We start from the raw sequence: 22,271 nt of genomic DNA, 5'->3' as shown, positions 1-22,271 counted from the left end.
GGAACGACGCTCGCGCCCGCCACGTTTTCGCCTCAGCCGGTCGTGAGCTTAGAGGCGTCTCGATTGGCGTTGCGGCGTTCTCCGCGCGATCTCGGGAGACGACACGCAATCGTGCGGGAGAAGGGACGGCGCGGCATCCCGCCGGGCTTGAACCGCTGGCCCTTGGCGCGCGATGCTGGACCACTGACGACGCGATCGTGACGCCCGGCCCTTGTGGCGCCGAAGCGTCCAAGCGAGGGCCGCCCATGACCGACACCGCCAACGCCGCCAGCCTGGACGCCATGATCGTGCGCTCGGCGGAAGCCGCCCTCGAGCAGATCACCCGCGCCCGAGAGGCGATCGGCGGCGTCGTGTTCGGCCAGACCCAGGTGGTCGAGAACGCGATGATCACCGTCCTGTCCGGCGGGCACGGCCTGCTGGTCGGCGTCCCGGGCCTGGCGAAGACCAAGCTGGTCGACACCATGGCGGTGGTGCTGGGCCTGGAGAGCCGCCGGATCCAGTTCACGCCCGACCTGATGCCCTCCGACATCCTCGGCTCGGAGGTGCTGGAGGAGACGGTCGACAAGCGCCGGGCCTTCCGCTTCGTGAAGGGCCCGATCTTCTCGCAGCTGCTGCTGGCGGACGAGATCAACCGCGCCAGCCCGCGCACCCAGTCCGCCCTGCTGCAGGCCATGCAGGAGTATCACGTGACGGTGGCGGGCGAACCGCACGACCTGCCGCGCCCGTTCCACGTGCTGGCCACCCAGAACCCGATCGAGCAGGAGGGGACCTATCCGCTGCCGGAGGCCCAGCTCGACCGCTTCATCATGCAGATCGACGTGGGCTATCCCGACGCCGCCACCGAGCGGCGGATCCTGCTGGAGACGACGACGGACGGCGCGGCCCGCGCCAAGGCCGCCATGAGCGGCGAGGACCTGATGGCGGCGCAGCGCCTGCTGCGGCGCCTGCCGGTGGGCGAGAGCGTCGTGGAGGCGATCCTGGACATCGTCCGCTCGGCCCGGCCGGGCGAGGGCGACGCCGCCATCGCCCAGCATCTCGCCTGGGGCCCGGGCCCGCGCGCCGGCCAGTCGCTGATGCTGGCGGTGCGCGCCCGCGCGCTGCTGCAGGGGCGCCTCGCGCCGTCGCTGGACGACGTCGCCGCGCTGGCCGAGCCCGTGCTGAAGCACCGCATGGCGCTCACCTTCGCGGCGCGCGCCGAGGGCGAGACCATCGGCGGCCTGATCCGGCGCCTCGTCGAACGGATCGGCTAGGGCGCCGGGATGGTCAAGGTCCGGGTTCTCGACACGGCGGAACGAGCGGTCGGGAACCGGCACGCCACCGGCGCGCTGGATCTCGCCCGGCGCCTGCCCCGGCTCGCCATCGAGGCGCGCCGGATCGCCGCCACCGCGGCGCACGGCATCCATGGGCGCCGGCAGGCCGGCTCCGGCGAGGCGTTCTGGCAGTTCCGCACCTTCATGCCGGGCGAGCCGGCGCATCGGGTCGACTGGCGCCGCTCGGCCCGGGACGACGAGCGCTACTATGTCCGCGAGCGTGAATGGGAGGCCGCCCACACGGTCTGGCTGTGGATCGACCGCTCCGCTTCGATGGGCTACGCGTCGGCGCTGGCGCAGGCGCCCAAGATCGACCGGGCCGTCGTGCTCGGCCTCGCGCTGGCCGACATCCTGGTGCGTGGCGGCGAGCGGGTCGGCCATATCGGCCTCACCAACCCGCAGGCCTCGCGCTCCATCGTCGACCGCATCGCCGAGGCGCTGGCGGCCGACCGGTCCGAGCCCGCCGACGGGCCTCCCGGCCTGCCGCTGGCGCCGCTCACCGAGGCCGTGCTGATCAGCGATTTCCTCACTCCTGCAGCGCGCGTCCGCGAGGCGATCGAGCGCATGGCGGCGCGCGGCGCGGGCGGCCACCTCGTGATGGTGCTGGACCCGGTCGAGGAGACGTTCCCCTTCGAGGGCCAGGCGGTGCTGGCCGAGCTGGAAGGCCCGCAGACGCTGCGCGTCGGCGACGCCGGGGCGTTCCGCGCCTTGGTGCTGGACCGCATGAAGGCTCATCGCGAGGCCATCCGGGAGGCCTGCGCCCGCCGCGGATGGACCTTTGCGGTGCATCGCACGGACCGGCCCGCCTCGGAGGCGCTGCTGTCGCTGGCGGCGCGCATCGCCGAGCGGGACGCCGGCATGGCCGGCGTGCGCATCGGCGGGGGAGGCTGAGCATGTTCGAATCGCTGTCGCTCGGCTTCACCGCCCCGGCCGTCCTGCTGGCGCTGACGGCGCTCCCGGCGCTCTGGCTGTTGCTGCGGGTCACGCCGCCCCAGCCGCGCCGCATCGATTTCCCGCCGCTGCGCCTGATCCTGGACCTCATCCCCCGGCAGGAGAGCCCAGCCCGGACGCCCTGGTGGCTGCTGCTGCTGCGCCTCGTCGTGGCCGGCCTCGTGATCGTCGCCATGGCGGGGCCCGTGTGGAACGCCTTGAAGCAGGCCATCGGCCGAAGCGGCCCGATCCTGGTGCTGATGGATTCCGGCTGGGCCGCCGCGCCCGACTGGCGCGAGCGCGTCAACGCCGCCGAGGACGTGATCCGCGGCGCGGCGCGCGACAACCGGGGCGTCGCCATCCTGGCGACCGGCGAGCCCCTGGCGGACGTGCGCCTCGGCGACGCCGGCGCGGCGCTCGACCGGGTCCGAGCGCTGAAGCCCGCCCCGCACGGCCCCGACCGCACGGCCGTCCTGGCGCCGCTCGGCCGGTTCCTGGAGCGCGAACCGAAGGCCGAGCTGGTATGGATCGCCGACGGCCTCGCGCTGGGCGAGCAGGGCGCGTTCCGCGACGCGTTCAAGGCCGCCGTCGGCGACCGCAGCCTCACCATCGTGGCCGGGCCGGCGGCGCGGCCGCTGGCGCTGGCCGGCGTCGAGAACGCCGCCGCCGGCATGACCGTGCGGGTGCTGCGGGCCGAGCCCAACGGACGGGACGCCGGCGTCGTGCGCGCGCTCGACCGCCGCGGCCTGCCGCTCGGCGAGGCCGCCTTCGCGTTCGGGGGCGGCGAGACGGAGAGCCGCGCCAGCGTCGCGCTGCCGGTCGACCTGCGCAACGAGATCGCCCGGCTCGACGTCGCCGACGAGCGCACCGCCGGCGCGGTGGCGCTGGTGGACGAATCCAGCCGCCGCAGGCGCATCGGCGTCGTCTCCGGCGCGACGGTCGACACCGCGCAGCCGCTGCTGTCGCCGACCTACTACGTCACGCGCGCGCTCGGCCCCTACGCCGACGTGCGCGAGCCCCGCATGGGCCCCAACGAGGCCATCAACGCCCTGCTGGACGAGAAGGTCTCGATGCTGGTGCTGGCCGACATCGGCGCGCTGCCGCCCGACATCCGCCAGCGCCTGGGCAAGTTCGTCGACGACGGCGGGCTTCTGCTGCGCTTCGCCGGATCGCGCCTGGCGGCGGCCACCGGGGACGAGCTCTCGCCCGTGCGGCTGCGGCGCGGCGGCCGTGCGCTCGGCGGCGCCCTGTCCTGGGAGAGCCCGCGCACGCTGGCCCCGTTCGACCGCGCCAGCCCGTTCTTCGGCCTGACGCCGCCCGCCGACGTCGGGGTCACGCGCCAGCTCCTGGCCGAGCCGGACGCCGATCTCAGCCGCAAGACATGGGCGGCGCTGGCGGACGGCACCCCGATCATCACAGCCGAGCGGCGGGGGCAGGGGCTCATCGCCCTCGTCCATGTCACGGCCGACACCACCTGGTCCAACCTGCCGCTGTCCGGCCTCTTCGTCGACATGCTGCGCCGCGTCGCGGCCCTAGCCGGGACCAGCGAGGCGCAGGCGCAGAGCGCCGCCAACGGCGCACCCGTGACGGCCGCGCCCCTGCGCACGCTGGACGGGTTCGGGACCTTCCAGCCGGCGCCCGCGACGGCGCGGCCGATCGCCCTGACGGGCGCGCTCACGGCCTCGCTGGAGCATCCGCCCGGGTTCTACGGCTCGCCCGATACGCCCGTCGCCGTCAACGCGCTCGCGCCGGACGCCGTGCTCCGGCCGCTGGACATGGCGGGCTACGGGGCGACGATGCAGCCGTTGCTGCGGCAGCCGCCGATCGACCTGCGGCCCTGGCTGATCGCGCTGGCGCTGATCGGCTTCGCCGCCGATACGCTGGCGGTGCTCTGGCTCAGCGGCCGCATGGCCTTCGGCCGCGCCCGGCCTCGCGGGGCCGGCGCGGCCGCCAGTCTCGTGCTGGCGCTCGCGTTGGCGCTGGCGGCGGGCCACGCCCCGCCGGCCTTCGCGGCGGAGCCGCGGCCGCCCGTGAGCCCGAGGGAGCTCGACGCGGCGCTGGCGACGCGCTTCGCCTATGTGCTGACGGGCGACGCCGCCGTGGACGAGATCAGCCGCGCGGGCCTCACCGGGCTCAGCTCGTTCCTGTCCGCCCGCACGGCGCTCAGCCCGGCCGATCCCGCCTCCGTGGATCCCGGGCGGGACGAACTCTCCGTTTATCCGGTGATCTACTGGCCCATCGTGGCCGGCCGCCCGACGCCCGGCGAGGCCGCCGTGCGCAAGCTGGACGACTTCATGAAGGGCGGCGGCACGGTGATCTTCGACACCCGCGACGCCGGCACCAGCCGCCCCGGCGGGCCGCCCACGCCCGAGACGCTGGCGCTGCGGCACATCCTGTCGGGCATCGCCGTGCCGCAGCTCGAGCCCGTGCCGCGCGACCACGTGGTCACCAAGGCGTTCTACCTGATCGAGAGCTTCCCCGGACGCTACGCCGACGGCCAGACCTGGATCGAGGCCCTGCCGCGCGAGGGCCCGGACGCCGAGCGCCCGGCCCGCGCCGGCGACGGGGTTTCGCCCATCATCATCACCGGCAACGACATGGCGGCCGCCTGGGCGACCGGCCGGCGCGGCGAGCCGCTTTATCCGCTCGTGCCCGGCGGGGCGCGGCAGCGGGAGCTCGCCTTCAGGGCCGGGGTGAACATCGTGATGTACGCGCTGACCGGCAACTACAAGGCCGACCAGGTGCACGTCCCGGCGCTGCTCGAGCGGCTCGGCCAGTGACGGCCCGGATCACGAGGACTTCATGACGAGCGTCGACTGGTCCCCCCTGCTGCCCCTTCCGGTCCTGATCGTCCTGGCGATCGTGGCCGGCGGCGCTGCGATCCTGGCGCTGGTCCTGCGCCAGCGCGGGTCGGTGCTGCGCGCGCTGGCGGTGGCGGCCTTCCTGGCGGCGCTCGCCAATCCGTCCTTCGTGCAGGAGGACCGCGAGCGCCTGAAGGACGTCGCCGCCGTGGTGGTCGACCGCTCGGCGTCGCAGGGCCTCGGCGACAGGGCGGCGCAGACCAGCGCCGTCGTGGACGCCGTGCGCAAGCGGCTGGAGGCGCTGCCCGATGTCGAAACCCGGATCATCGACGTGAAGGAGGCCGGAGGCGGCCAGGACGGGACGCGCCTGTTCTCGGCCCTGGAGTCCGGCCTCTCCGACGTGCCGCCTGACCGGGTGGCGGGCGCCATCATGGTGACGGACGGCGTCGTCCACGACATCCCCGAGCAGGCCGCCGCGCTGGGCCTCAAGGCGCCGCTGCACGCGCTCGTCACCGGGCATCCGGGCGAGCGCGACCGGCGCATCGCGCTCCTGGACACGCCGCGCTTCGGCATCGTCGGCAAGGACGTGGTGATCCGGCTCAAGGTCGAGGATCCCGGCCAGAGCGAGCCGGTGCGCGTCGTCGTGCGCCGCGACGGGACGGTGGTGGCCGAGCGCCGCGCCACGCCGGGCGACACGGTGCGGCTGCCGATCCGCATCGAGCATGGCGGGCAGAACGTCATCGAGATCGAGGCGGACGAGGCCCCGGGCGAGCTCACCGCCTACAACAACAAGGCCGTGGTGCCCGTCGAGGGGATCCGCGAGAAGCTGCGCGTGCTGCTCGTCTCGGGCCAGCCCAACGCGGGCGAGCGGACCTGGCGCAACATCCTGAAGTCCGACGCCAATGTCGACCTGGTGCACTTCACCATCCTGCGTCCGCCCGAGAAGCAGGACGGCACGCCCATCAACGAGCTGTCGCTGATCGCCTTCCCGACGCGCGAGCTGTTCGAGACGAAGATCAACGAGTTCGACCTCATCATCTTCGACCGCTACGCCAACCAGTCGATCCTGCCCGGCGTCTACTTCGCCAACATGGTGCGCTATGTGCGCGACGGCGGCGCCGTGCTGGTCGCGGCCGGGCCGGAATTCGCCAGCCGGGCCGGCCTCGCCGGCACGCCCCTGGCGGCCGCCATCCCGGCGACGCCGGACGGCAAGATCGTCGAGAAACCCTATCTGGCCCATGTGACGCCGACCGGCGCGCGCCATCCGGTGACCCGCAACCTGCCGGGCTCGGAGAGCGAGCCGCCGACCTGGGGCGAATGGCTGCGGCTGATCTCGGCCGACGTGAAGGTCGGCTCGGCGGTGATGTCGGGCGCGGACGACAAGCCGCTGCTCGTGCTGTCGCGCGAGGGCAAGGGCCGGGTGGCGCTGCTGCTCTCGGACCACTCCTGGCTGTGGGCGCGCAATTTCCGCGGCGGCGGCCCCCATCTCGACCTGCTGCGCCGGCTGGGCCACTGGCTGATGAAGGAGCCCGACCTCGAGGAGGAGGCGCTGCGCGCGACCGCCCGGGGCAATGTGGTGACGGTCGAGCGCCAGTCCCTGGCCGACACGGTGGCGGACGTGACGCTCACGAGTCCGTCGGGCAAGACTCGCGTGACCACGCTGGAGGGCGCGAGCCCGGGCCTGTGGCGCGCCTCCGTCGAGACCGACGAGCCGGGCCTCTACCGCCTGACGGACGGCAAGCTGACCGCCTTCGTGAGCGTCGGCCCGCCGAACCCGCGCGAGTACCAGGAGGTGGTCTCCACCACCGAGAAGCTCGGCCCCATCGCGGCCGCGACCGGCGGCTCGGTCCGCCGCGTCTCCGAGCGCGCCGGGGAGGCGCCGCGCATCCCGACCATCCTGACGCTGGCGTCGGGCGCGCGCTTCTCGGGCGGCGATTTCATCGCGTTGCGCAACACCGACGCCCATGTGGTGCGGGGCGTGTCGGTGTTCCCGGTCTTCCTCGGCTTCGTCGGGCTGGTCCTGCTGCTCGCCAGCCTGCTGATGACGTGGCTCGGCGAATCGCGCCTCGGCAAGCCGGCGCGCTGATCTCAGGCGATCGGCGCGACCGGGCCGGAGACGCCCTCGAAGGCGCCCGGCTGGAGCTCCAGGATCAGCAGCCGGGCCGGATCGACCGGTCCCGGCATCGCGAGGCGGCCCGCCGGGACGCGCCGGAAGCCGACCTTGCCGTAGAAGGGCTCGTCCCCGACCAGCAGCACCAGCCGGTGGCCCTGCGCCCGGGCGGCCTCCACCGAGCGGCGCACCAGCGCCATGCCGATGCCCCGGCCCATGAAGGCGGGCTCCACCGTCACGGGCCCCAGCAGCAGGCCTTCGGCGGCGCCGATCCTGATGCGGGTCAGCCGGATCGAGCCGACCACCAGCGTGCCGACCAGCGCCGTGAAGGAGAGCGCCTCCTCGTGCGGCACGCCCTCGCGCAGGCGGAAGGCCGTGCGGGCGAAGCGGCCCGGCCCGAAGGCGCGCTCGTGCAGCTTCTCGATGACGTCGGCTTCGCCGGGGTTCTCGGGCCGGATGGCGAGGGACAGGTCGGTCATGGGATGAGGCTCGAAGGCTGCGGGTCCGCGTTCGGGCGGAACGGACGCGAGGCTAGTTGGCGAACCTGAAGTGCAGCACGTCGCCGTCGGCCACGACATACTCCTTGCCTTCGAGGCGGAACTTGCCCGCCTCGCGCGCGCCGGCCTCGCCCTTGTGGGCCACGTAGTCCGGATAGGCGATCGTCTCGGAGCGGATGAAGCCCTTCTCGAAGTCGGTGTGGATCACGCCCGCCGCCGCCGGGGCCTTGGTGCCCTTGGTGATCGTCCAGGCGCGCGCCTCCTTCGGGCCCACCGTGAAATAGGTCAGCAGATGCAGGAGGTCGTAGCCGGCGCGGATGACGCGGTTGAGGCCGGGCTCGTCCAGGCCGACGGCCTCCAGGTACTCTTTCTGCTCCTCGGGGGCGAGCACCGCGATCTCGCTCTCGATCTTGGCCGAGACCACGACCGCCACCGCGCCCTCTTCCCGGGCGCGCTCGAACACCTTGGCCGAGAAGGCGTTGCCGTCATGGGCGGCGGCTTCCTCGACGTTGCACACATAGAGCACCGGCTTGGCGGTGAGCAGGTTCAGGCCCTGGAAGAGCTTCTCCTCCTCGGGCTTGCGCTCGACGATGCGGGCCGGCTTGCCCTCCTGCAGCAGCTTCAGGCAGCGCTGGACCATGTCCAGCTGCTCCTTGCTCTCCTTGTCGCCGCCGCGGGCCTTCTTCTCGAGCGAGACGACGCGCTTCTCCAGGCTCTCGAGGTCGGCCAGCATCAGCTCGGTCTCGATCGTCTCGATGTCGGCGATCGGGTCGACCTTGCCCTCCACATGGGTGATGTCGCCGTCCTCGAAGCAGCGCACCACATGCGCGATGGCGTCGACCTCGCGGATATTGGCCAGGAACTGGTTGCCGAGCCCCTCGCCCTTGGAGGCGCCGCGCACGATGCCGGCGATGTCCACGAAGGTGATGCGCGTCGGGATGATCTGCGCGGACCCGGCGATGGCCGCCAGCGCGTCGAGGCGCGGGTCCGGCACCGCCACGTCGCCGACGTTCGGCTCGATCGTGCAGAACGGATAATTCGCCGCCTGCGCGGCCGCCGTCTGCGTCAGCGCGTTGAAGAGGGTCGACTTGCCGACGTTCGGCAGGCCGACGATGCCGCATTTGAAGCCCATGGGTGGTCCGGTTCTGAGACGCCTGAAAAGCCAAGGCGCGTTGTGGTGGGGAACGGCCGGAAAAGCAAGGCGGCCATGGCGGGTCGGTCAGTGCGGAGCCGCGAAAAGCACCCGTTCCAGCTTCTGCGGAGTGCGCAGACCCCGGTCATTGGTGAGAAACGCGGTGCAGCCCGCGTCCATCGCGCTGGCCACGTGGATCGCGTCAGCGGTTTTCAGGCCGACCGAAGCCCTGATCAGCGCCGCACGCTTGTGGATGGATCTCGTCGTCGGCAGCAGCGAAACGGCCCTGCTCTTCTCCAGGAAATCCACATAGGCGGCGACCTTCGAGGCGTCGTCCTTGCGGAAGGGCGCGACGAGGACTTCGCACAATGTGAGTTCGCTGGTGACGACCTCAAACGATCCCGCCCGGACGCCGTCGCGAATGTCAGTCAGCTGGCTCTGAAACGCCGGAAAACCTTCCAGGACGTAGATGAAGATGGTGGCGTCGAAGTAAACGAGGCGACCGTCCAGCCGGGATCTCAGTCCCACTGGTCGCGCTCCGCCCTGACGAACCGATCCACCTCCTCGGGCGTGGCGAACAGCCCGCGCGCCGACCCGATCCAATCGGCGATATCGGCCGGGGCGCCGGGGGCCGACGCCTTGCCACGCTCGACGGCCAGAACGTCGCCGACGTAGCGCGACAGGCTCTTGCCGCGCTTGGCCGCCTCGACCCGGGCCCAGGCGGCGGTCTCGTCATCCATGCTGATCGTCACGTTCTTCATGCCACGAACTCCGTGTTTTCGTGAAATCGTGAGTTCGTGAGGGCCTGTCAATCCCGGTCCTTGATGCCCTTCACGTCGCCCCAGCCGCGGCCTTCCATGGCGAGGTGGACCTTGTTCTGGAACGTGGCGTCCTCGCCCTGGGCCAGCAGCTCGGCGTTGTCCGCGCAGGCGTCGCAGAGGTCCTGGACCCAGTCGCGCTCGCTCTTGGCGAAGTCGCTCAGCACATAGGCGTGGACCAGCGCCTTGTCGCCCGGGTGGCCGATTCCCATCCGGACCCGGCGATAGTCGTTGCCGCACAGCGCCGAGATGGAGCGCAGGCCGTTATGGCCGGCGTTGCCGCCGCCGAGCTTCACCCGCAGCTTGGAGGGGGCGAGGTCGAGCTCGTCGTGGAACACCACCACGTCCTTCAGGGCGATCTTGAAGAACCGCATGGCCTCGCCGACGGCGCGGCCGGACTCGTTCATGAAGGTCTCGGGCTTCAGCAGGACGACCCGCTCGCCCCCGATCGTGACTTCCGTGGCGTCGCCCTGGAAGCGGCGGCGCCAGGGCGGGGCCTTGTGGCGGCGGGCGATCGCGTCCACCGCCATGAAGCCGATATTGTGCCGGTTGCCCGCATAGCGCGAGCCCGGGTTGCCGAGGCCGACGAAGAGGAGCATGCGGGCTGGGTCCCAGCGGGCCGCGCGGGCGCGTGGCCTCAGACGAAAGCGGCCGGGCGCGAGGCCCGGCCGTCATGCGAAGCGAACGGCTCAGGCCGTCCGGATCACTTCTTGGCCGGAGCGGCCTTGGCGGCCGGAGCCGCGGCGGCGGCGGCGGCGGCGCCCGCGGCCGCGGCGGCGGCGTCATCGGCGGCGGCGTCCTTGAGGCCGGACGGCGCGACGATGGTGGCCACCGTGAAGTCGCGGTCGGCGATCACCGGCCTGCAGTTCTCGGGCAGCTTGATGGCCGAGATGTGCAGGCTGTCGCCGATCTCCAGGCCGGTCAGGTCGGCGTCGAGCGCGGCCGGGATGTTGTCGGCCGGCACGAACAGCTCCACCGTGTGGCGGACGATGTTCATCGTGCCGCCGCGCTTCAGGCCGGGCGACGCCTCGTTGTTCATGAAGTGCACCGGCACTTCGACGCGGATCTGCTGGCCCTGGCGCAGGCGCAGGAAGTCGACATGCATGACGCGGTCGGTGACCGGGTCGAGCTGGTAGTCGCGCGGCAGGACGCGGCTCTTCTCGCCTTCCACGTCGATTTCGAACTGCGTGGTGAGGAAGTGGCCGGCGAAGATCAGCTGGGTGGCGATCTTCTGGTCGAGGGAGATCGAGACGGGCGCCTCGCCGCCGCCATAGATCACGGCGGGGATGCGGCTCAGACGACGAATGGCGCGCGCGGCCCCCTTGCCGCCCTGAACGCGCTTGGCAGCCTCGAGCTGCTTCACGGTGGTGGACATTTTCGTGTTCCTTCATGAGCAAGGCCGCCCGCAGGCGGCCCGAACGACGCGCCCGTGCCTCCAGGGGTGTCTGGCGGACGCGCGCGGGTCTATAGCCGAAAAGGACGCGGGCGACTAGCCCGCCCGCGGGGCTTTCCGGCCGGGGCCTCGCTCCAGCGCGTCCCGGCGCTCCATCAGGAAGGCCCGGACGCTCGCGTCCTCGCTCAGGCCCGCCGCGCGCTCGAAGGCCTCGCGGGCCTGCGCCGTCCGGCCGGCCCGGGCCATGAGGTGGGCGCGGACGGCCCAGTAGGGCTGGTAGTCCCGCGCCTCCGCCGCGCAGGCGTCGAGCTGGGCCAGCCCCACGTCCGGCCCCGCATGCTCGCCCTGGGCCGCCGCGCGCCCGACCAGGACGCCGACGGTCGGCGCCAGGGCGGCGAGCCCGTCATAGAGGGCGCAGAGGACGTCCCAGCGGGTCGCTCCGGTGACGGCCCGCTGCGCATGCACGGACTGGATCGCGGCCTCCAGCTGATAGCGGCCGGGACGGCCCAGCCTCGCGGCGCGGGCGAGCACGCGCTCGGCTTCGGCGATCATGGACGCCGACCACAATGCGGGGTCCTGCTCCGACAGGGGGACGAACGCGCCCGCCGGCGACCGGCGCGCGGCGCGCCGGGCCCCGCAATGGAGCATCAGCGCCAGCAGTCCGGCCGCTTCCAGCTCGTTCGGCAGGAGGCCGGCCAGCAGTCGCCCGAGATAGAGGGCCTCCTCGGCCAGCCCGGGCCCCTGCGGGTCGGCCTCGGGCGCGCTGTCCCAGCCGGCGCCGAAGGCGGCGTAGACCGCCGCCAGCACGTCCTCCAGGCGCGCCGCCCAGGACTGCGCGTCGGGACGTTCGAACGGCGCGCCGGCCTCGCGGATGCGGGCCTTGGCGCGCACCAGGCGTTGCCCCATGGCGGCCGGCGAGGTCAGGAACGCCGACGCGATCCGGGCGGCGTCGAGGCCCAGCACCGTCTGCAGCATCAGGGGCGTGCGCGCCGCAGGCTCGATCGCCGGATGCGCGCAGACGAAGAGGAGCTCCAGGCGCTTGTCCGGCAGCATGTCGCGTTCGTCCCGGGCGGAGTCTGCGGCGTCCTGCGCCTCGTCGGCCGCGCGCTCCAGCTCCGCCACGAGGCCGGCCCGCATGCGACGGCGCTTGGCGGCGTGCCCGATCTGGCGGCGCGCGACGGTGAGGAGCCAGGCCTCGGGCCGGTCCGGGACGCCGCGATCGGGCCAGGTCTCGAGCGCCAGCCTGAAGGCGTCCGCCAGGGCGTCCTCGGCCAGGGACACGTCGCGCGACCACGCCGCCAGATAGGCGAGGAGGCGCCCGTAGGAGGCGCGCGCCGCGCCCTCGGCGGAGCGGCGCGCGTCCTCGCCCATCAGCCGGCCGGGCCCGAGCCCGCCTGCATGGGCGGCATCACGGGCCGCACCTCGACGGAGCCATAGGATGCGGCGGGGCTCCGGGCGGCCCATTCGAGCGCGACGTCGAGGCTGGGGGCGTCGATGAGGAAGAAGCCGCCCAACTGCTCCTTGGTCTCGGCGAACGGCCCGTCCTGCACATGGCGCCGCCCATCCTTGAGGCGGACCGTCGCGGCCGCCCGGGGCGGCTGCAGGCCGGCGCCGCCCTTCACGAGCCCGGAGGCCTGGAGCGCCTGGATGTAGGCGCTCCAGGCGCCCCAATAGGGTCCGGCGGTCTCGGGGCTGGTGCGCTCGCCGAAGGCTTCGGCGGGCTCATAGAACATCAAGACGTAGTCCATCGCGTCCTCCGGGCTGGGTTGCGGCGGGTCCGCCGCGGGCGGACCTGTCCGCCTGACCCGATGAGGATCGATGATCCCGGATTTCGACATCCGCCCCAAACTTTTTCAGGGGACGGGGGCGTCCGGCGACGCTCAGTCGAACAGGCTCGACACGCTCTCCTCCAGCGCGGTGCGCTGGATGGCTTCGCCGAGCAGGCTCGCCACCGAGATGACGCGGATGTTGCGCGCCACCTTCACGGCTTCGGTGGGCTGGATGGAATCGGTCAGCACCAGCTGCTTCAGCTTGGAGGCCGCGATGCGGGCGACCGCGCCGCCCGACAACACGCCATGCGTGATGTAGGCGTAGACTTCCTTCGCCCCGTGGGCGAGCAGCGCGTCGGCGGCGTTGCACAGCGTGCCGCCGGAATCGATGATGTCGTCCACCAGGATGCAGGTGCGGCCGGTGACGTCGCCGATGATGTTCATCACCTCGCTCTCGCCGGCGCGCTCGCGGCGCTTGTCGACGATGGCGAGCGGCGCGTCGATGCGCTTGGCCAGCGCGCGGGCGCGGACCACGCCGCCGACGTCCGGCGACACCACCATGACGTTGCTGAGGTCCATCTTCTCCTTGACGTCGCGCACCATCACGGGCGCGCCGAACAGGTTGTCCGTCGGAATGTCGAAGAAGCCCTGGATCTGGCCGGCGTGGAGGTCGACCGTGAGGACGCGGTCGGCGCCCGCCTCGGTGATCAGGTTGGCGACGAGCTTGGCCGAGATGGGCGTGCGCGGGCCGGCCTTGCGGTCCTGGCGGGCGTAGCCGAAATAGGGCAGCACCGCGGTGATGCGTCGGGCCGAGGCGCGGCGCAGCGCGTCGATGATGATCAGCAGCTCCATCAGGTGGTCGTTCGCCGGGAACGAAGTCGACTGCAGGACATAGACGTCCTGGCCGCGCACGTTTTCCTGGATCTCGACGAAGATCTCCATGTCGGCGAAGCGCCGGACCTGGCATTTGGCGAGCGGCACCTCCAGATAGGCGCCGATCGCCTCGGCGAGGGCGCGGTTGGAATTGCCCGCCACGAGCTTGATGGCAGTCTTCATCCGGCAGGCTCCGTTGTGGTCCGCTAGGGCGCGTCGCCGCACAGCCGGACTCGGGCGAGAACCGGCGGTCGTCCGGCTCTTAGCAGCCTGCGAAGCCGCAAACAATATGACGGCGGGACGACATGCACACCCGCGCCGGCCTTGGACCCGGCGTCAGGGCGTCGCGGTGAAGCCCAGGGCGCGCGTCGGCGGGGCGGAGTCGCCGGCCGGGGCGCCCGCGCCCGAGGCGCCGGAGGCCGACAGGAAAGCGGCGACCTGGTTCATGCTCTGGGACGCGGTCTTGGCGATCTGGGTCTCGCCGATCTTCGACCAGGGGTCCTCGCCCTGGCCGCTGGCCACCGTGGTGGTGGTGACGCGCCGGGCGCGCTGGTTCGAGGAATCGAACACGTCCCAGACGAAGCTCAGCGCGGTGTCGCCGGTTTCGGTGGGGTAGGCGGTGAGGTAGCCCTTCAGGCGGTAACGGGGCTGGCTGGCGGCCTCGACGATCTCGATGCGGCGCGCGCTGGCCTGCGTGGCGATCTCGGCGGAGACGCGGGCCTTGATGGCCTCCGGGGCGCCCTCCACGTCGCCGAGCGCGACCGGCACGCCGGGGGCCTCGTAGCGGGCCGTCGAGAGGTCGGACGTCTGACATCCGCCCAGGAGCGCCACGGCCGCGAGAGCCGACGCCCAAACGCCGACGCGCCGAAACGCGTGTGACCCGTGCCCTGACCGCATGACCCCTCCCGGCCCGCTTCAGCGGACTCGTTATGGATCTTTTAACCCTAGCGAAGCTGGAGGTCCAGATCGCCGCAATTGAGGGCTTCGGCCCGCTTGTCCCCCACCAAATAGGTGCGGCCGAGGCACATGGCCGTCTCGGTGTCGGAGTCCATGAGGATCATGTGGGCGAACATGACCATGCCGGGCTCGATCACCCAGTCATTGCCGGCGTAGAACATCGGCCAATCCATCCAGGACGGGGTGAACTTCGCGCCCAGCGAGTAGCCGCAGGCGTTCAGCCGGTGCGAGGAGAGGCCGTGCTCGTCGAACACCCGGGCGTGGGCGGCGAAGACCTCGCCGGCGGTCGCGCCGGGCTTCAGGGCGGCCTCGCAGGCCAGGAGCGCGTCGCGCGCCGCCGCGTGATAGGCGAGGTGCAGCGGCCGGGGCTCGCCGACCACGACCGTGCGCATCACGGCGGCGTGGTAGTGGCGGTAGACGCCGGCGAACTCCAGCGTGATCTGGTCCCGCGTGTCCAGCGTCCGGCGTCCCGCCTTGTAGCGGCACAGCAGCGCGTCGCGGCCGGAGCCGATGATGAACTCGTTGCCCGGATAGTCGCCGCCGCCCTCGAAGACGGCCGCGTGCTGGGCGGCCAGGACATGGCCCTCGTCGGCGCCGGCGCGGATCGCCGACAGGGCGGCCCGGTCGGCGGCGTCCGACAGGGCGGCGGCCTGGCGCACATAGGCGATCTCGGCCGCGGACTTCACCGCGCGCAGGCGCGGCATGACGTCGGAGGCGTCGACCAGCTCGGCGACGCCCGCGAAGGCGGCCTCCAGCCGGCGGCCGTTGGCGTGCGTGAGGCCGTAGCTGTCGAACTCCACGCCGATGCGCTTGCCGGCCGCGGCGAGGTCTCGCAGCATGGCGACGGCGTCGGCGGCCGGATCGGCGTCGCGCCCGTCGCGCCAGATCCGGATGTCGCGGATCGTGGACGTATGTTGCGCCTGCCTGAGGTCGGCGGAGCGCGTCAGCAGCGCCATGCGGCCGTCCGCGCCCACATAGAGGCACTGGAAGAAGCAGAAGCCGAAGGTGTCGTAGCCCGTCAGCCAGTACATGCTCTCCTGGGCGAACAGGAGCGCGCCGTCGAGCCTGCGCTCGGCCAGCGCGGCGAGGAACCGGCGGCGCCGGGCGTCGAATTCGTCGGAGGTGAAGTGCAGGGCCACGGGCGGTTCTCCAGTCTGGCGGCGCGCCGCGCCAACGCCCGCGCCCGCCTGAGCCCTATAGGCCGCCGGGCGGGCGCCGTCCATGAAGCGTGGAGGGAGACGCTCAGGCGGCCCGGCCGTCCTGGGCGCGAGGCAAACAGTCGACCCGGACGGAGAGCCGTGTCGGCGGTGATGGACCGCTCGCTCCTTTTTTCCAACGTCCGTTCGTCCTACATCTGGCCCATGACATCCGGACCCCGCACGAGTCGGCCCGCGTCCGACGGGACGCAGGACGCGCCCCAGGACACATTCGACGAGTTCGCCGACCGCAGCCTGGTCGAGCTCGAGGACGACGACCTCGACGGCCAGGACATCGAGCCCGAGGCCGAGGCCGAGGAGCAGGCGCAGGGCGCCGAGCTCGACTTCGACCTGCCGGGCGCGAATTCGCGCGTGAAGGCCGGCGTGGAGGTGATCCGCGCCTTCTGGAAGACGCTGCCCAACGGGCCTGGCGTCTACCGCATGATCGATGCGGAGGGCGGCGTCCTCTATGTGGGCAAGGCGCGCAGCCTGAAGAAGCGCGTCGCCAGCTATGCGCGGGGCGTCGGCCACTCCACCCGCATCCTGCGGGTGATCGCCGAGACGGCCCGGATGGAGTTCGTCACCACCCAGACCGAGACCGAGGCGCTGCTGCTGGAGGCCAACCTCATCAAGCAGCTGAAGCCGCGCTTCAACGTGCTGCTGCGCGACGACAAGTCCTTCCCCTACATCCTGCTCACGGGCGACCACGTATCGCCGCAGATCACCAAGCACCGCGGCGCGCGCAACCGTCCGGGCGACTATTTCGGCCCCTTCGCCAGCGTCTGGGCGGTGAACCGCACGCTCAACGCCCTGCAGCGCGCCTTCCTGCTGCGCAGCTGCTCGGACAGCTATTACGAGAACCGCACCCGTCCCTGCCTGCTGCACCAGATCAAGCGCTGCTCCGGCCCGTGCACGGGCGAGATCGGCCATGTCGAATACGCCAGGCTGGCGGCGCAGACGCGCGACTTCCTGCGCGGCAAGAGCAAGGGCGTGAAGGCGCAGCTCGCCGCCGACATGCAGAAGGCCTCCGACGAGCTGGAGTTCGAGCGCGCGGCCCGGTACCGCGACCGGCTCGCGGCGCTGTCGGCGATCCAGGGCTCGCAGGACATCAACCCCCAGAACACCGAGGAGGCGGACGTCTTCGCGCTTCACGAGGAGGCCGGGCAGTTCTGCGTCGAGGTGTTCTTCTTCCGCAACTTCCAGAACTGGGGGAACCGCGACTACTTCCCCAAGGCCGACAAGTCGACGCCCGCCGCCGAGGTGCTGGCCGCCTTCATCGCCCAGTTCTACGACGACAAGCCGCCGGCCCGGCTGGTGCTGCTGTCGCACGACATCGAGGAGCGCGCGCTGCTGGAGGAGGCGCTCTCCACCAGCGCCGGGCGGCGGGTCGAGGTGTCGACCCCCAAGCGCGGCGAGAAGCGCGACCTCGTCGAGCACGCGGCCAAGAACGCCCGCGAGGCGCTCGGCCGGCGGCTGGCGGACACGTCGTCGCAGCACAAGCTGCTGGGCGCGCTCGCGGAGGCCTTCGCGCTGCCGCGCCCGCCGCGGCGGATCGAGGTCTACGACAACTCGCACATCATGGGCACGAACGCGGTGGGCGGCATGATCGTGGCCGGGGCGATGGGCTTCTCGAAGGCGCATTACCGCACCTTCAACATCCGCTCGGAGGAGCTCACCCCGGGCGACGACTACGGCATGATGCGCGAGGTGCTGAAGCGCCGGTTCTCGCGCCTGATGAAGGAGAGCCCGCGCGACGCCGCCCCGGCCCCCGGACCGGGCGGACCCTCGGCCACAGACGCGGGCGAGCGCGACGCGGGCGAGATGCCGGCCTGGCCGGATCTCGTGCTGGTCGACGGCGGCCGCGGGCAGCTCGACGCCGCGCGCCAGACCCTGGAGGAGATCGGCCTGTCCGGCGTGCCGCTCGTCGGCGTCGCCAAGGGGCCGGACCGCGACGCCGGCCGCGAGACCTTCTTCGTCCCGGGCCGGGAGCCGTTCAAGCTCGCGCCGCGCGATCCGGCGCTCTATTTCGTGCAGCGCCTGCGCGACGAGGCGCACCGCTTCGCCATCGGCACGCACCGGGCCAAGCGCAAGCGCGAATTCACCAAGAGCCCGCTGGACGAGATCTCCGGCATCGGGCCCGCCCGCAAGCGGGCGCTGCTGCTGCATTTCGGCACCGCCAAGGCGATCGCCCGGGCCTCGCTGGAGGATCTGGCGACCGCCCCGGGCGTCAACGCCGCGACCGCCCGGGCGGTGTACGACTACTTCCACGAGAGCCGGAGTTGAGATGGCGCCCCGGCGATCGACCGTGACGCCGTCGAATGCGCGGGCGCGCCGGTTGACGCCCCTCCCTCCGGCATGTTTCCTCGGCTGCGCATGACCCTGGCGAGCAATATGCGGCGGGCAAACCCCCTCAATCTACCCAACGTGCTGACCTATGGACGCGTCGTCGCGGTCCCGGTGGTGGTCGCGTGCATGTTCTGGCCCGAAGAGTTCTGGATGCGCTGGGCGGCGCTGGCGGTGTTCGCGGTCGCCGCCATCACGGATTTCTTCGACGGCTACCTGGCGCGCGCCTGGCAGCAGCAGTCCACGCTGGGCCGGATGCTGGACCCGATCGCCGACAAGCTGCTGGTCTCCGCCACGCTGCTCATGCTGGTGGCCGACCGCACGATCAACAGCTGGGCGATCTGGGCCGCCATCGTGATCCTGTCGCGCGAGATTCTCGTCTCGGGCCTGCGGGAATATCTGGCGGAGCTGCGCGTCAGCGTCCCCGTCTCGACGGTGGCCAAGTGGAAGACCACGCTTCAATTGATCGCGATCGGGTTCCTGCTGGCCGGGCCGGCCGGCGAGCACGTGCTGCCCGGCACGGTCAAGATCGGGCTCGGGCTCCTGTGGATCTCGGCGATCCTGACGCTCTACACCGGCTACGACTATTTCCGCGCCGGCATCCACCACATCGTGGACCACGGCGCGTGAGGGACGGGCGATGAAGATCGTGTATTTCGCCTGGGTCCGGGAGCGGATCGGCAAGGCCGAGGAGACGCTCGACCTTCCCGCCGAGGTCCGCACGGTGGCCGACCTCGCCGGATGGCTGGCGGGCCGGGGCGAGGAATACGCCCACGCCTTCGAGAACCCCAGCGTGGTGCGCGCCGCCATCGACCGGCGCCACGTGAAGCCGACGGCGGAGCTCGCCGGCGCGCAGGAGATCGCGTTCTTTCCTCCCATGACGGGCGGCTGAGATGGGCGGCGCCCCGGTCCCGGTCACGGTGAGGATCCAGGCCGAGCCGTTCGACGCCGCGGCCGAGATCGACCGGATCGCCGCGGGGCGGACCGACATCGGCGCCTTGGTGACGTTTTCGGGCCTGTGCCGCGCCGAGGGCGGCAAGCTCGCGGCGCTGGAGCTCGAGCATTATCCCGGCATGGCCGAGGAGGAGATCGCCCGCGTGGTCGATGCCGCCCTGGCGCGCTGGCCGCTGCAGGGCGTCGCCGCGATCCACCGGCACGGACGCATCGCGCCGGGCGAGCCGATCGTGCTCGTCGTCACCGCCGCCGCGCACCGCACCGCGGCCTTCGAGGCGGCTGAGTTCCTGATGGACTACCTCAAGACCCGGGCGCCCTTCTGGAAGAAGGAGCACCACGCCGACGGCTCCGCCGGCGACTGGGTCGAAGCCAAGGCCGCCGACGACGCCGCCGCCGATCGGTGGTGAGGGGGGGCTTCCGGACCGCGGTCCGCTCGCCCTACACCGGCACCCGCACCATCGCCCGCAGGCCGCCGAGCGGGCTTTCGCCCAGCGTCACGTCGCCGCCATGCGAGCGGGCGATGTCGCGGGCGATGGCGAGGCCGAGGCCGGTGCCGCCCTCGTCGACGTTGCGGGCCTCGTCGAGCCGCACGAAGGGCTTGAACACCTCCTCGCGCTGGTCGGCCGGCACGCCGGGGCCGTCGTCGTCGACCGTGATGGTGAGCCAGCGCGGGTCGCGGGCGGCCGAGATGGCGATGCGGTCGCCGTGGCGGACGGCGTTGTTCACCAGATTGGCCAAGCAGCGCTTGAACGCGTCGGGGCGCACGGTGGCGACCGGGTCGCCGCTGATCGACACCTGCGTGGCGTGGCCCTGGCGCTCGGCGTCGGTCTTCAGGTCCTCCAGGAGCGCGCCCATGTCGATGGCGGCCGAATGCTCGCCGGCGTCGCCGCGCGCGAAGGCCAGATAGGCCTCCAGCATGCGGCTCATCTCGTCGACGTCCTTCTTCAGCGGCTCCAGCTCGGGCGTGTCCTCATCCATGAGGGCCAGCGACAGCTTGAACCGGGTCAGGATGGTGCGCAGGTCGTGGCTGACGCCGTTCAGCATGGCGGTGCGCTGTTCGAAGGCGCGCTCGATGCGCCGTCGCATCTCGATGAAGGCGTGGCCGGCCTGCCGGACCTCGCGGGCGCCGCGCGGCCGGAACTCGATGTCGCGGCCCTTGCCGAAGCTCTCGGCCGCCGCCGCGAGCTTGAGGATGGGGCGGATCTGGTTGCGCAGGAAGAGCACCGCGATGCTGAGCAGGACCATCGAGGTGCCCAGCATCCACATCAGGAAGATGTGCGAGTTGGACGCATAAGCCTGCGAGCGGCGCGTCAGCACCCGCAGCACGCCGCTGTCGAGCTGGACCCGCACCTCGATGATGTTGGAGCGCCCCACCGTGTCGATCCAGTAGGGCCGGCCGATCTGCGTGCGGATCTCGCGCGAGAGGGTGCTGTCCAGGATCGAGAAGAACGGCTTGGGCGCCGGCGGGGGCAGTGGGCCGGGCGGCAGCATCTCCACGTCGAGGCCCAGGCGGTCGCTGGCGATGCGGCTCAGCGTCTCGTAGTCCTTGTCCTGCGGGTAGCTCTCGGCCATGTCGATGATGGCGGCGATGTCCTGCGTCACCGCCGCCGACAGCCGCCGCGTCACCGTCTGCCAGTGGCGCTCCATGAAGGCGTATGCCAGCACCGACTGCAGGATCACCATCGGGGCGATGATGATGATCAGCGCCCGGGCGAACAGCCCCTTGGGCATCCGCTTGCCGAACCAGCGGCTCAGCCGGTGATAGGCCGCCACGGGCGGCCGCAGGACAGTGCTGGTCTGGAGTCCGCTGCCGAGTTTCACGCGCGAGGGCTCAATCCAGGAAAAGCCGGTAGCCCATGCCGCGCACCGTCTGCAGCAGCAGCGGGTTGGCCGGATCCGCCTCGATCTTACGCCTCAACCGGTTGATCTGCACGTCCACGGTGCGCTCGTTGGAGACCTCGCCCGAGCCGGCGAGGTCCTCCCGCGGCACGGTGTCGCCGGGGCGCGAGGCCAGCACGGTGAGCATCTCGCGCTCGCGGTCGGTGATGCGGACGATCTCGTCGCCCTGCCGCAATTCGCCGCGATCCAGCCGGAAGGTGAACGGGCCGAACCGCACCACCTCCTGGGACGCGCCCGGGGCCGGGGCGGCCGCGGGCGTCGTGCGCCGGATGATGTTCTTCAGCCGCAGCAGCAGCTCGCGCGGCTCGAAGGGCTTGGGCAGGTAATCGTCCGCCCCGATCTCGAGGCCCTTGACCCGGTCCTTGGCGTCGGCGCGCGCGGTCAGCATCAGGATCGGCACGGAGGATGTCTCGCGCACCCAGCGGGCGAGCTCGAAGCCGTTCTCGCCCGGCATCATCACGTCCAGCACGTAGCCGTCGAACAGGAAATTGGCGATGCGCGCCCGCGCCTCGGCCGAATCCTGCGCCGTCGTGACGCGATAGCCGTGCTCGGAGAGGAAGCGGCCCAGGAGATCGCGCAGGCGCCGGTCGTCGTCCACGACGAGGATGTGGGGGGCGTCGTCCGGCGGGGCCGCGGCGGACCGCGAGGCGTTCACGACGAGCCCCCGAGTTCCGCGTCGTCATGGGCGAGGCGCGCCACCGTGGGACGCTCGGCCGGCTCCACCATGGCGGCGAGGAAGCGCCGGGCGGCGGCGTCCGAGCCCGGGCCGCTCTCCTCCAGCGCGCGGGCGATGCGCCGCGTCTGCATGCGGGCGAGGTCGAGCGCCAGGGCGCGTCCGCGCGGGGTGGGGAAGAGCAGCCGCTGGCGCCGGTCGGACTTGCCGGCGCGCTGCTCGACATAGCCTTTCTCGAGCAGCTCCTTGAGCACGCGGTTGAGGCTCTGCTTGGTGATCTTCAGAATGTCCAGCAGCGCCGCGATGGTGAGGCCGGGATTGCGGTCGACGAAATGCAGCACGCGGTGATGCGCGCGGCCGAAGCCGTACTGCTCCAGCGTGCGGTCGGGATCGCCGACGAAATCGCGATAGGCGAAAAACAGGAGCTCGATCAGGTCATACAGGGGCCGATCGGGAGTATGATCCGTCCCGGCCTGGCTGCGCGTTTCGAGGGCTGTCTGCATCGCGTGGGGGCGCCCCGGGCTGATTACGTCAGTGATGTTGACATATCCCAGCTTGATTGTTACTCGTCAAGCCCTCGCGGCGAAAGGAAAGAACCGCAGGAGGCGCTCCGACG

The 22,271-nt window shown here is 71.9% G+C and carries 22 protein-coding genes; 8 read left to right on the top strand and 14 right to left on the bottom strand.

The window, feature by feature from the left end; translation table 11 throughout:
* Positions 1–245 precede the first annotated feature (245 nt).
* Genes ACYVO7_RS06235 through ACYVO7_RS06220 form a run of 4 tightly spaced genes read left to right on the top strand, consistent with a single transcriptional unit; the run spans position 246 to position 7,127 of the window.
* The gene (locus ACYVO7_RS06235; RefSeq protein WP_406854501.1) at positions 246–1,250 is read left to right on the top strand and encodes an AAA family ATPase; all 1,005 of its coding nucleotides are present in this window, start codon (positions 246–248) and stop codon (positions 1,248–1,250) included.
* Between the two features lie 9 nt (positions 1,251–1,259).
* Positions 1,260–2,201 carry a DUF58 domain-containing protein gene (locus ACYVO7_RS06230; protein ID WP_460448957.1) on the top strand — a complete coding sequence of 314 codons (942 nt, stop codon included), beginning with the start codon at positions 1,260–1,262 and terminating at the stop codon, positions 2,199–2,201.
* 2 nt (positions 2,202–2,203) lie between these two features.
* The gene (locus ACYVO7_RS06225) at positions 2,204–5,020 is read left to right on the top strand and encodes a DUF4159 domain-containing protein (RefSeq protein WP_460448956.1); all 2,817 of its coding nucleotides are present in this window, start codon (positions 2,204–2,206) and stop codon (positions 5,018–5,020) included.
* Between the two features lie 22 nt (positions 5,021–5,042).
* A complete protein-coding gene (locus tag ACYVO7_RS06220) occupies positions 5,043–7,127 on the top strand; it encodes a hypothetical protein (protein ID WP_460448955.1) in 2,085 nt (694 codons plus the stop codon).
* 2 nt (positions 7,128–7,129) lie between these two features.
* Here the strand turns inward: ACYVO7_RS06220 and ACYVO7_RS06215 are convergent, their stop codons facing one another.
* The 11 genes from ACYVO7_RS06215 to ACYVO7_RS06165 form a co-directional block, all read right to left on the bottom strand.
* Positions 7,130–7,630: a GNAT family N-acetyltransferase gene (locus ACYVO7_RS06215; RefSeq protein WP_460448954.1), complete on the bottom strand. Its 501-nt coding sequence runs from the start codon at positions 7,628–7,630 to the stop codon at positions 7,130–7,132.
* A gap of 52 nt (positions 7,631–7,682) precedes the next feature.
* Positions 7,683–8,780, bottom strand: coding sequence for a redox-regulated ATPase YchF (ychF, locus tag ACYVO7_RS06210; RefSeq protein ID WP_460448953.1), 1,098 nt, complete (start codon positions 8,778–8,780; stop codon positions 7,683–7,685).
* 87 nt (positions 8,781–8,867) lie between these two features.
* Positions 8,868–9,308, bottom strand: a complete 441-nt coding sequence (locus ACYVO7_RS06205; protein WP_460448952.1) for a type II toxin-antitoxin system VapC family toxin — start codon at positions 9,306–9,308, stop codon at positions 8,868–8,870.
* Complete coding sequence (locus tag ACYVO7_RS06200) at positions 9,299–9,541, bottom strand: hypothetical protein (protein WP_460448951.1); 243 nt, start codon at positions 9,539–9,541, stop codon at positions 9,299–9,301. Before ACYVO7_RS06200 ends, ACYVO7_RS06205 begins: the two co-directional genes overlap by 10 nt.
* A 47-nt stretch (positions 9,542–9,588) precedes the next feature.
* Positions 9,589–10,197, bottom strand: coding sequence for an aminoacyl-tRNA hydrolase (pth, locus tag ACYVO7_RS06195; RefSeq protein WP_460448950.1), 609 nt, complete (start codon positions 10,195–10,197; stop codon positions 9,589–9,591).
* Between the two features lie 104 nt (positions 10,198–10,301).
* Positions 10,302–10,973, bottom strand: a complete 672-nt coding sequence (locus ACYVO7_RS06190) for a 50S ribosomal protein L25/general stress protein Ctc (RefSeq protein ID WP_406854494.1) — start codon at positions 10,971–10,973, stop codon at positions 10,302–10,304.
* A 114-nt stretch (positions 10,974–11,087) separates the two neighbouring features.
* A complete protein-coding gene (locus ACYVO7_RS06185; RefSeq protein ID WP_460448949.1) occupies positions 11,088–12,362 on the bottom strand; it encodes an RNA polymerase sigma factor in 1,275 nt (424 codons plus the stop codon).
* On the bottom strand, positions 12,362–12,739 hold the full coding sequence (locus tag ACYVO7_RS06180; RefSeq protein ID WP_460448948.1) for a YciI family protein: 378 nt from the start codon (positions 12,737–12,739) through the stop codon (positions 12,362–12,364). Before ACYVO7_RS06180 ends, ACYVO7_RS06185 begins: the two co-directional genes overlap by 1 nt.
* 132 nt (positions 12,740–12,871) lie before the next feature.
* Positions 12,872–13,816, bottom strand: a complete 945-nt coding sequence (locus ACYVO7_RS06175) for a ribose-phosphate pyrophosphokinase (protein ID WP_460448947.1) — start codon at positions 13,814–13,816, stop codon at positions 12,872–12,874.
* A gap of 153 nt (positions 13,817–13,969) precedes the next feature.
* Positions 13,970–14,530 (bottom strand): hypothetical protein, encoded by a 561-nt coding sequence (locus ACYVO7_RS06170; RefSeq protein ID WP_460448946.1) that lies wholly within the window; start codon positions 14,528–14,530, stop codon positions 13,970–13,972.
* 47 nt (positions 14,531–14,577) lie between these two features.
* Positions 14,578–15,729, bottom strand: coding sequence for a M24 family metallopeptidase (locus ACYVO7_RS06165; RefSeq protein ID WP_460448945.1), 1,152 nt, complete (start codon positions 15,727–15,729; stop codon positions 14,578–14,580).
* A gap of 222 nt (positions 15,730–15,951) precedes the next feature.
* On the opposite strand from ACYVO7_RS06165, the gene uvrC reads away from it, so the two are divergent.
* The 4 genes from uvrC (at position 15,952) to ACYVO7_RS06145 (ending at position 19,490) form a co-directional block, all read left to right on the top strand.
* Complete coding sequence (gene uvrC / locus ACYVO7_RS06160; RefSeq protein ID WP_460448944.1) at positions 15,952–18,069, top strand: excinuclease ABC subunit UvrC; 2,118 nt, start codon at positions 15,952–15,954, stop codon at positions 18,067–18,069.
* 108 nt (positions 18,070–18,177) lie between these two features.
* Positions 18,178–18,759: a CDP-diacylglycerol--glycerol-3-phosphate 3-phosphatidyltransferase gene (gene pgsA, locus ACYVO7_RS06155; RefSeq protein ID WP_406854485.1), complete on the top strand. Its 582-nt coding sequence runs from the start codon at positions 18,178–18,180 to the stop codon at positions 18,757–18,759.
* Positions 18,760–18,769: 10 nt separating this feature from the next.
* Entirely contained in the window at positions 18,770–19,021 is a 252-nt protein-coding gene (moaD, locus tag ACYVO7_RS06150; RefSeq protein WP_406854484.1) for a molybdopterin converting factor subunit 1, read from the top strand.
* A 1-nt stretch (position 19,022) separates the two neighbouring features.
* On the top strand, positions 19,023–19,490 hold the full coding sequence (locus tag ACYVO7_RS06145) for a molybdenum cofactor biosynthesis protein MoaE (RefSeq protein ID WP_460448943.1): 468 nt from the start codon (positions 19,023–19,025) through the stop codon (positions 19,488–19,490).
* 31 nt (positions 19,491–19,521) lie between these two features.
* On the opposite strand, the gene ACYVO7_RS06140 is transcribed toward ACYVO7_RS06145, so the two are convergent.
* Genes ACYVO7_RS06140 through ACYVO7_RS06130 form a run of 3 tightly spaced genes read right to left on the bottom strand, consistent with a single transcriptional unit; the run spans position 19,522 to position 22,158 of the window.
* Positions 19,522–20,868 (bottom strand): ATP-binding protein, encoded by a 1,347-nt coding sequence (locus ACYVO7_RS06140; protein ID WP_460449133.1) that lies wholly within the window; start codon positions 20,866–20,868, stop codon positions 19,522–19,524.
* 46 nt (positions 20,869–20,914) lie between these two features.
* Positions 20,915–21,637, bottom strand: coding sequence for a response regulator (locus ACYVO7_RS06135; RefSeq protein ID WP_460448942.1), 723 nt, complete (start codon positions 21,635–21,637; stop codon positions 20,915–20,917).
* On the bottom strand, positions 21,634–22,158 hold the full coding sequence (locus tag ACYVO7_RS06130) for a MarR family winged helix-turn-helix transcriptional regulator (RefSeq protein WP_460448941.1): 525 nt from the start codon (positions 22,156–22,158) through the stop codon (positions 21,634–21,636). Before ACYVO7_RS06130 ends, ACYVO7_RS06135 begins: the two co-directional genes overlap by 4 nt.
* Positions 22,159–22,271: the final 113 nt, after the last annotated feature.

The organism is Alsobacter sp. SYSU BS001988 (genome assembly GCF_054796215.1).
This window is presented reverse-complemented; position numbering and strand designations above follow the sequence as displayed.

What these genes read in the sequence shown, in the direction of transcription:
- pth (WP_460448950.1), bottom strand. Translation starts at nt 10,197, where the DNA reads ATGCTCCTCTTCGTCGGCCTCGGCAACCCGGGCTCGCGCTATGCGGGC.
- ACYVO7_RS06180 (WP_460448948.1), bottom strand. Translation starts at nt 12,739, where the DNA reads ATGGACTACGTCTTGATGTTCTATGAGCCCGCCGAAGCCTTCGGCGAG.
- ACYVO7_RS06185 (WP_460448949.1), bottom strand. Translation starts at nt 12,362, where the DNA reads ATGGGCGAGGACGCGCGCCGCTCCGCCGAGGGCGCGGCGCGCGCCTCC.
- ychF (WP_460448953.1), bottom strand. Translation starts at nt 8,780, where the DNA reads ATGGGCTTCAAATGCGGCATCGTCGGCCTGCCGAACGTCGGCAAGTCG.
- ACYVO7_RS06230 (WP_460448957.1), top strand. Translation starts at nt 1,260, where the DNA reads ATGGTCAAGGTCCGGGTTCTCGACACGGCGGAACGAGCGGTCGGGAAC.
- ACYVO7_RS06225 (WP_460448956.1), top strand. Translation starts at nt 2,204, where the DNA reads ATGTTCGAATCGCTGTCGCTCGGCTTCACCGCCCCGGCCGTCCTGCTG.
- pgsA (WP_406854485.1), top strand. Translation starts at nt 18,178, where the DNA reads ATGCGGCGGGCAAACCCCCTCAATCTACCCAACGTGCTGACCTATGGA.
- ACYVO7_RS06130 (WP_460448941.1), bottom strand. Translation starts at nt 22,158, where the DNA reads ATGCAGACAGCCCTCGAAACGCGCAGCCAGGCCGGGACGGATCATACT.
- ACYVO7_RS06220 (WP_460448955.1), top strand. Translation starts at nt 5,043, where the DNA reads ATGACGAGCGTCGACTGGTCCCCCCTGCTGCCCCTTCCGGTCCTGATC.
- ACYVO7_RS06235 (WP_406854501.1), top strand. Translation starts at nt 246, where the DNA reads ATGACCGACACCGCCAACGCCGCCAGCCTGGACGCCATGATCGTGCGC.
- ACYVO7_RS06215 (WP_460448954.1), bottom strand. Translation starts at nt 7,630, where the DNA reads ATGACCGACCTGTCCCTCGCCATCCGGCCCGAGAACCCCGGCGAAGCC.
- uvrC (WP_460448944.1), top strand. Translation starts at nt 15,952, where the DNA reads ATGACATCCGGACCCCGCACGAGTCGGCCCGCGTCCGACGGGACGCAG.
- ACYVO7_RS06190 (WP_406854494.1), bottom strand. Translation starts at nt 10,973, where the DNA reads ATGTCCACCACCGTGAAGCAGCTCGAGGCTGCCAAGCGCGTTCAGGGC.
- ACYVO7_RS06175 (WP_460448947.1), bottom strand. Translation starts at nt 13,816, where the DNA reads ATGAAGACTGCCATCAAGCTCGTGGCGGGCAATTCCAACCGCGCCCTC.
- moaD (WP_406854484.1), top strand. Translation starts at nt 18,770, where the DNA reads ATGAAGATCGTGTATTTCGCCTGGGTCCGGGAGCGGATCGGCAAGGCC.
- ACYVO7_RS06200 (WP_460448951.1), bottom strand. Translation starts at nt 9,541, where the DNA reads ATGAAGAACGTGACGATCAGCATGGATGACGAGACCGCCGCCTGGGCC.
- ACYVO7_RS06170 (WP_460448946.1), bottom strand. Translation starts at nt 14,530, where the DNA reads ATGCGGTCAGGGCACGGGTCACACGCGTTTCGGCGCGTCGGCGTTTGG.
- ACYVO7_RS06145 (WP_460448943.1), top strand. Translation starts at nt 19,023, where the DNA reads ATGGGCGGCGCCCCGGTCCCGGTCACGGTGAGGATCCAGGCCGAGCCG.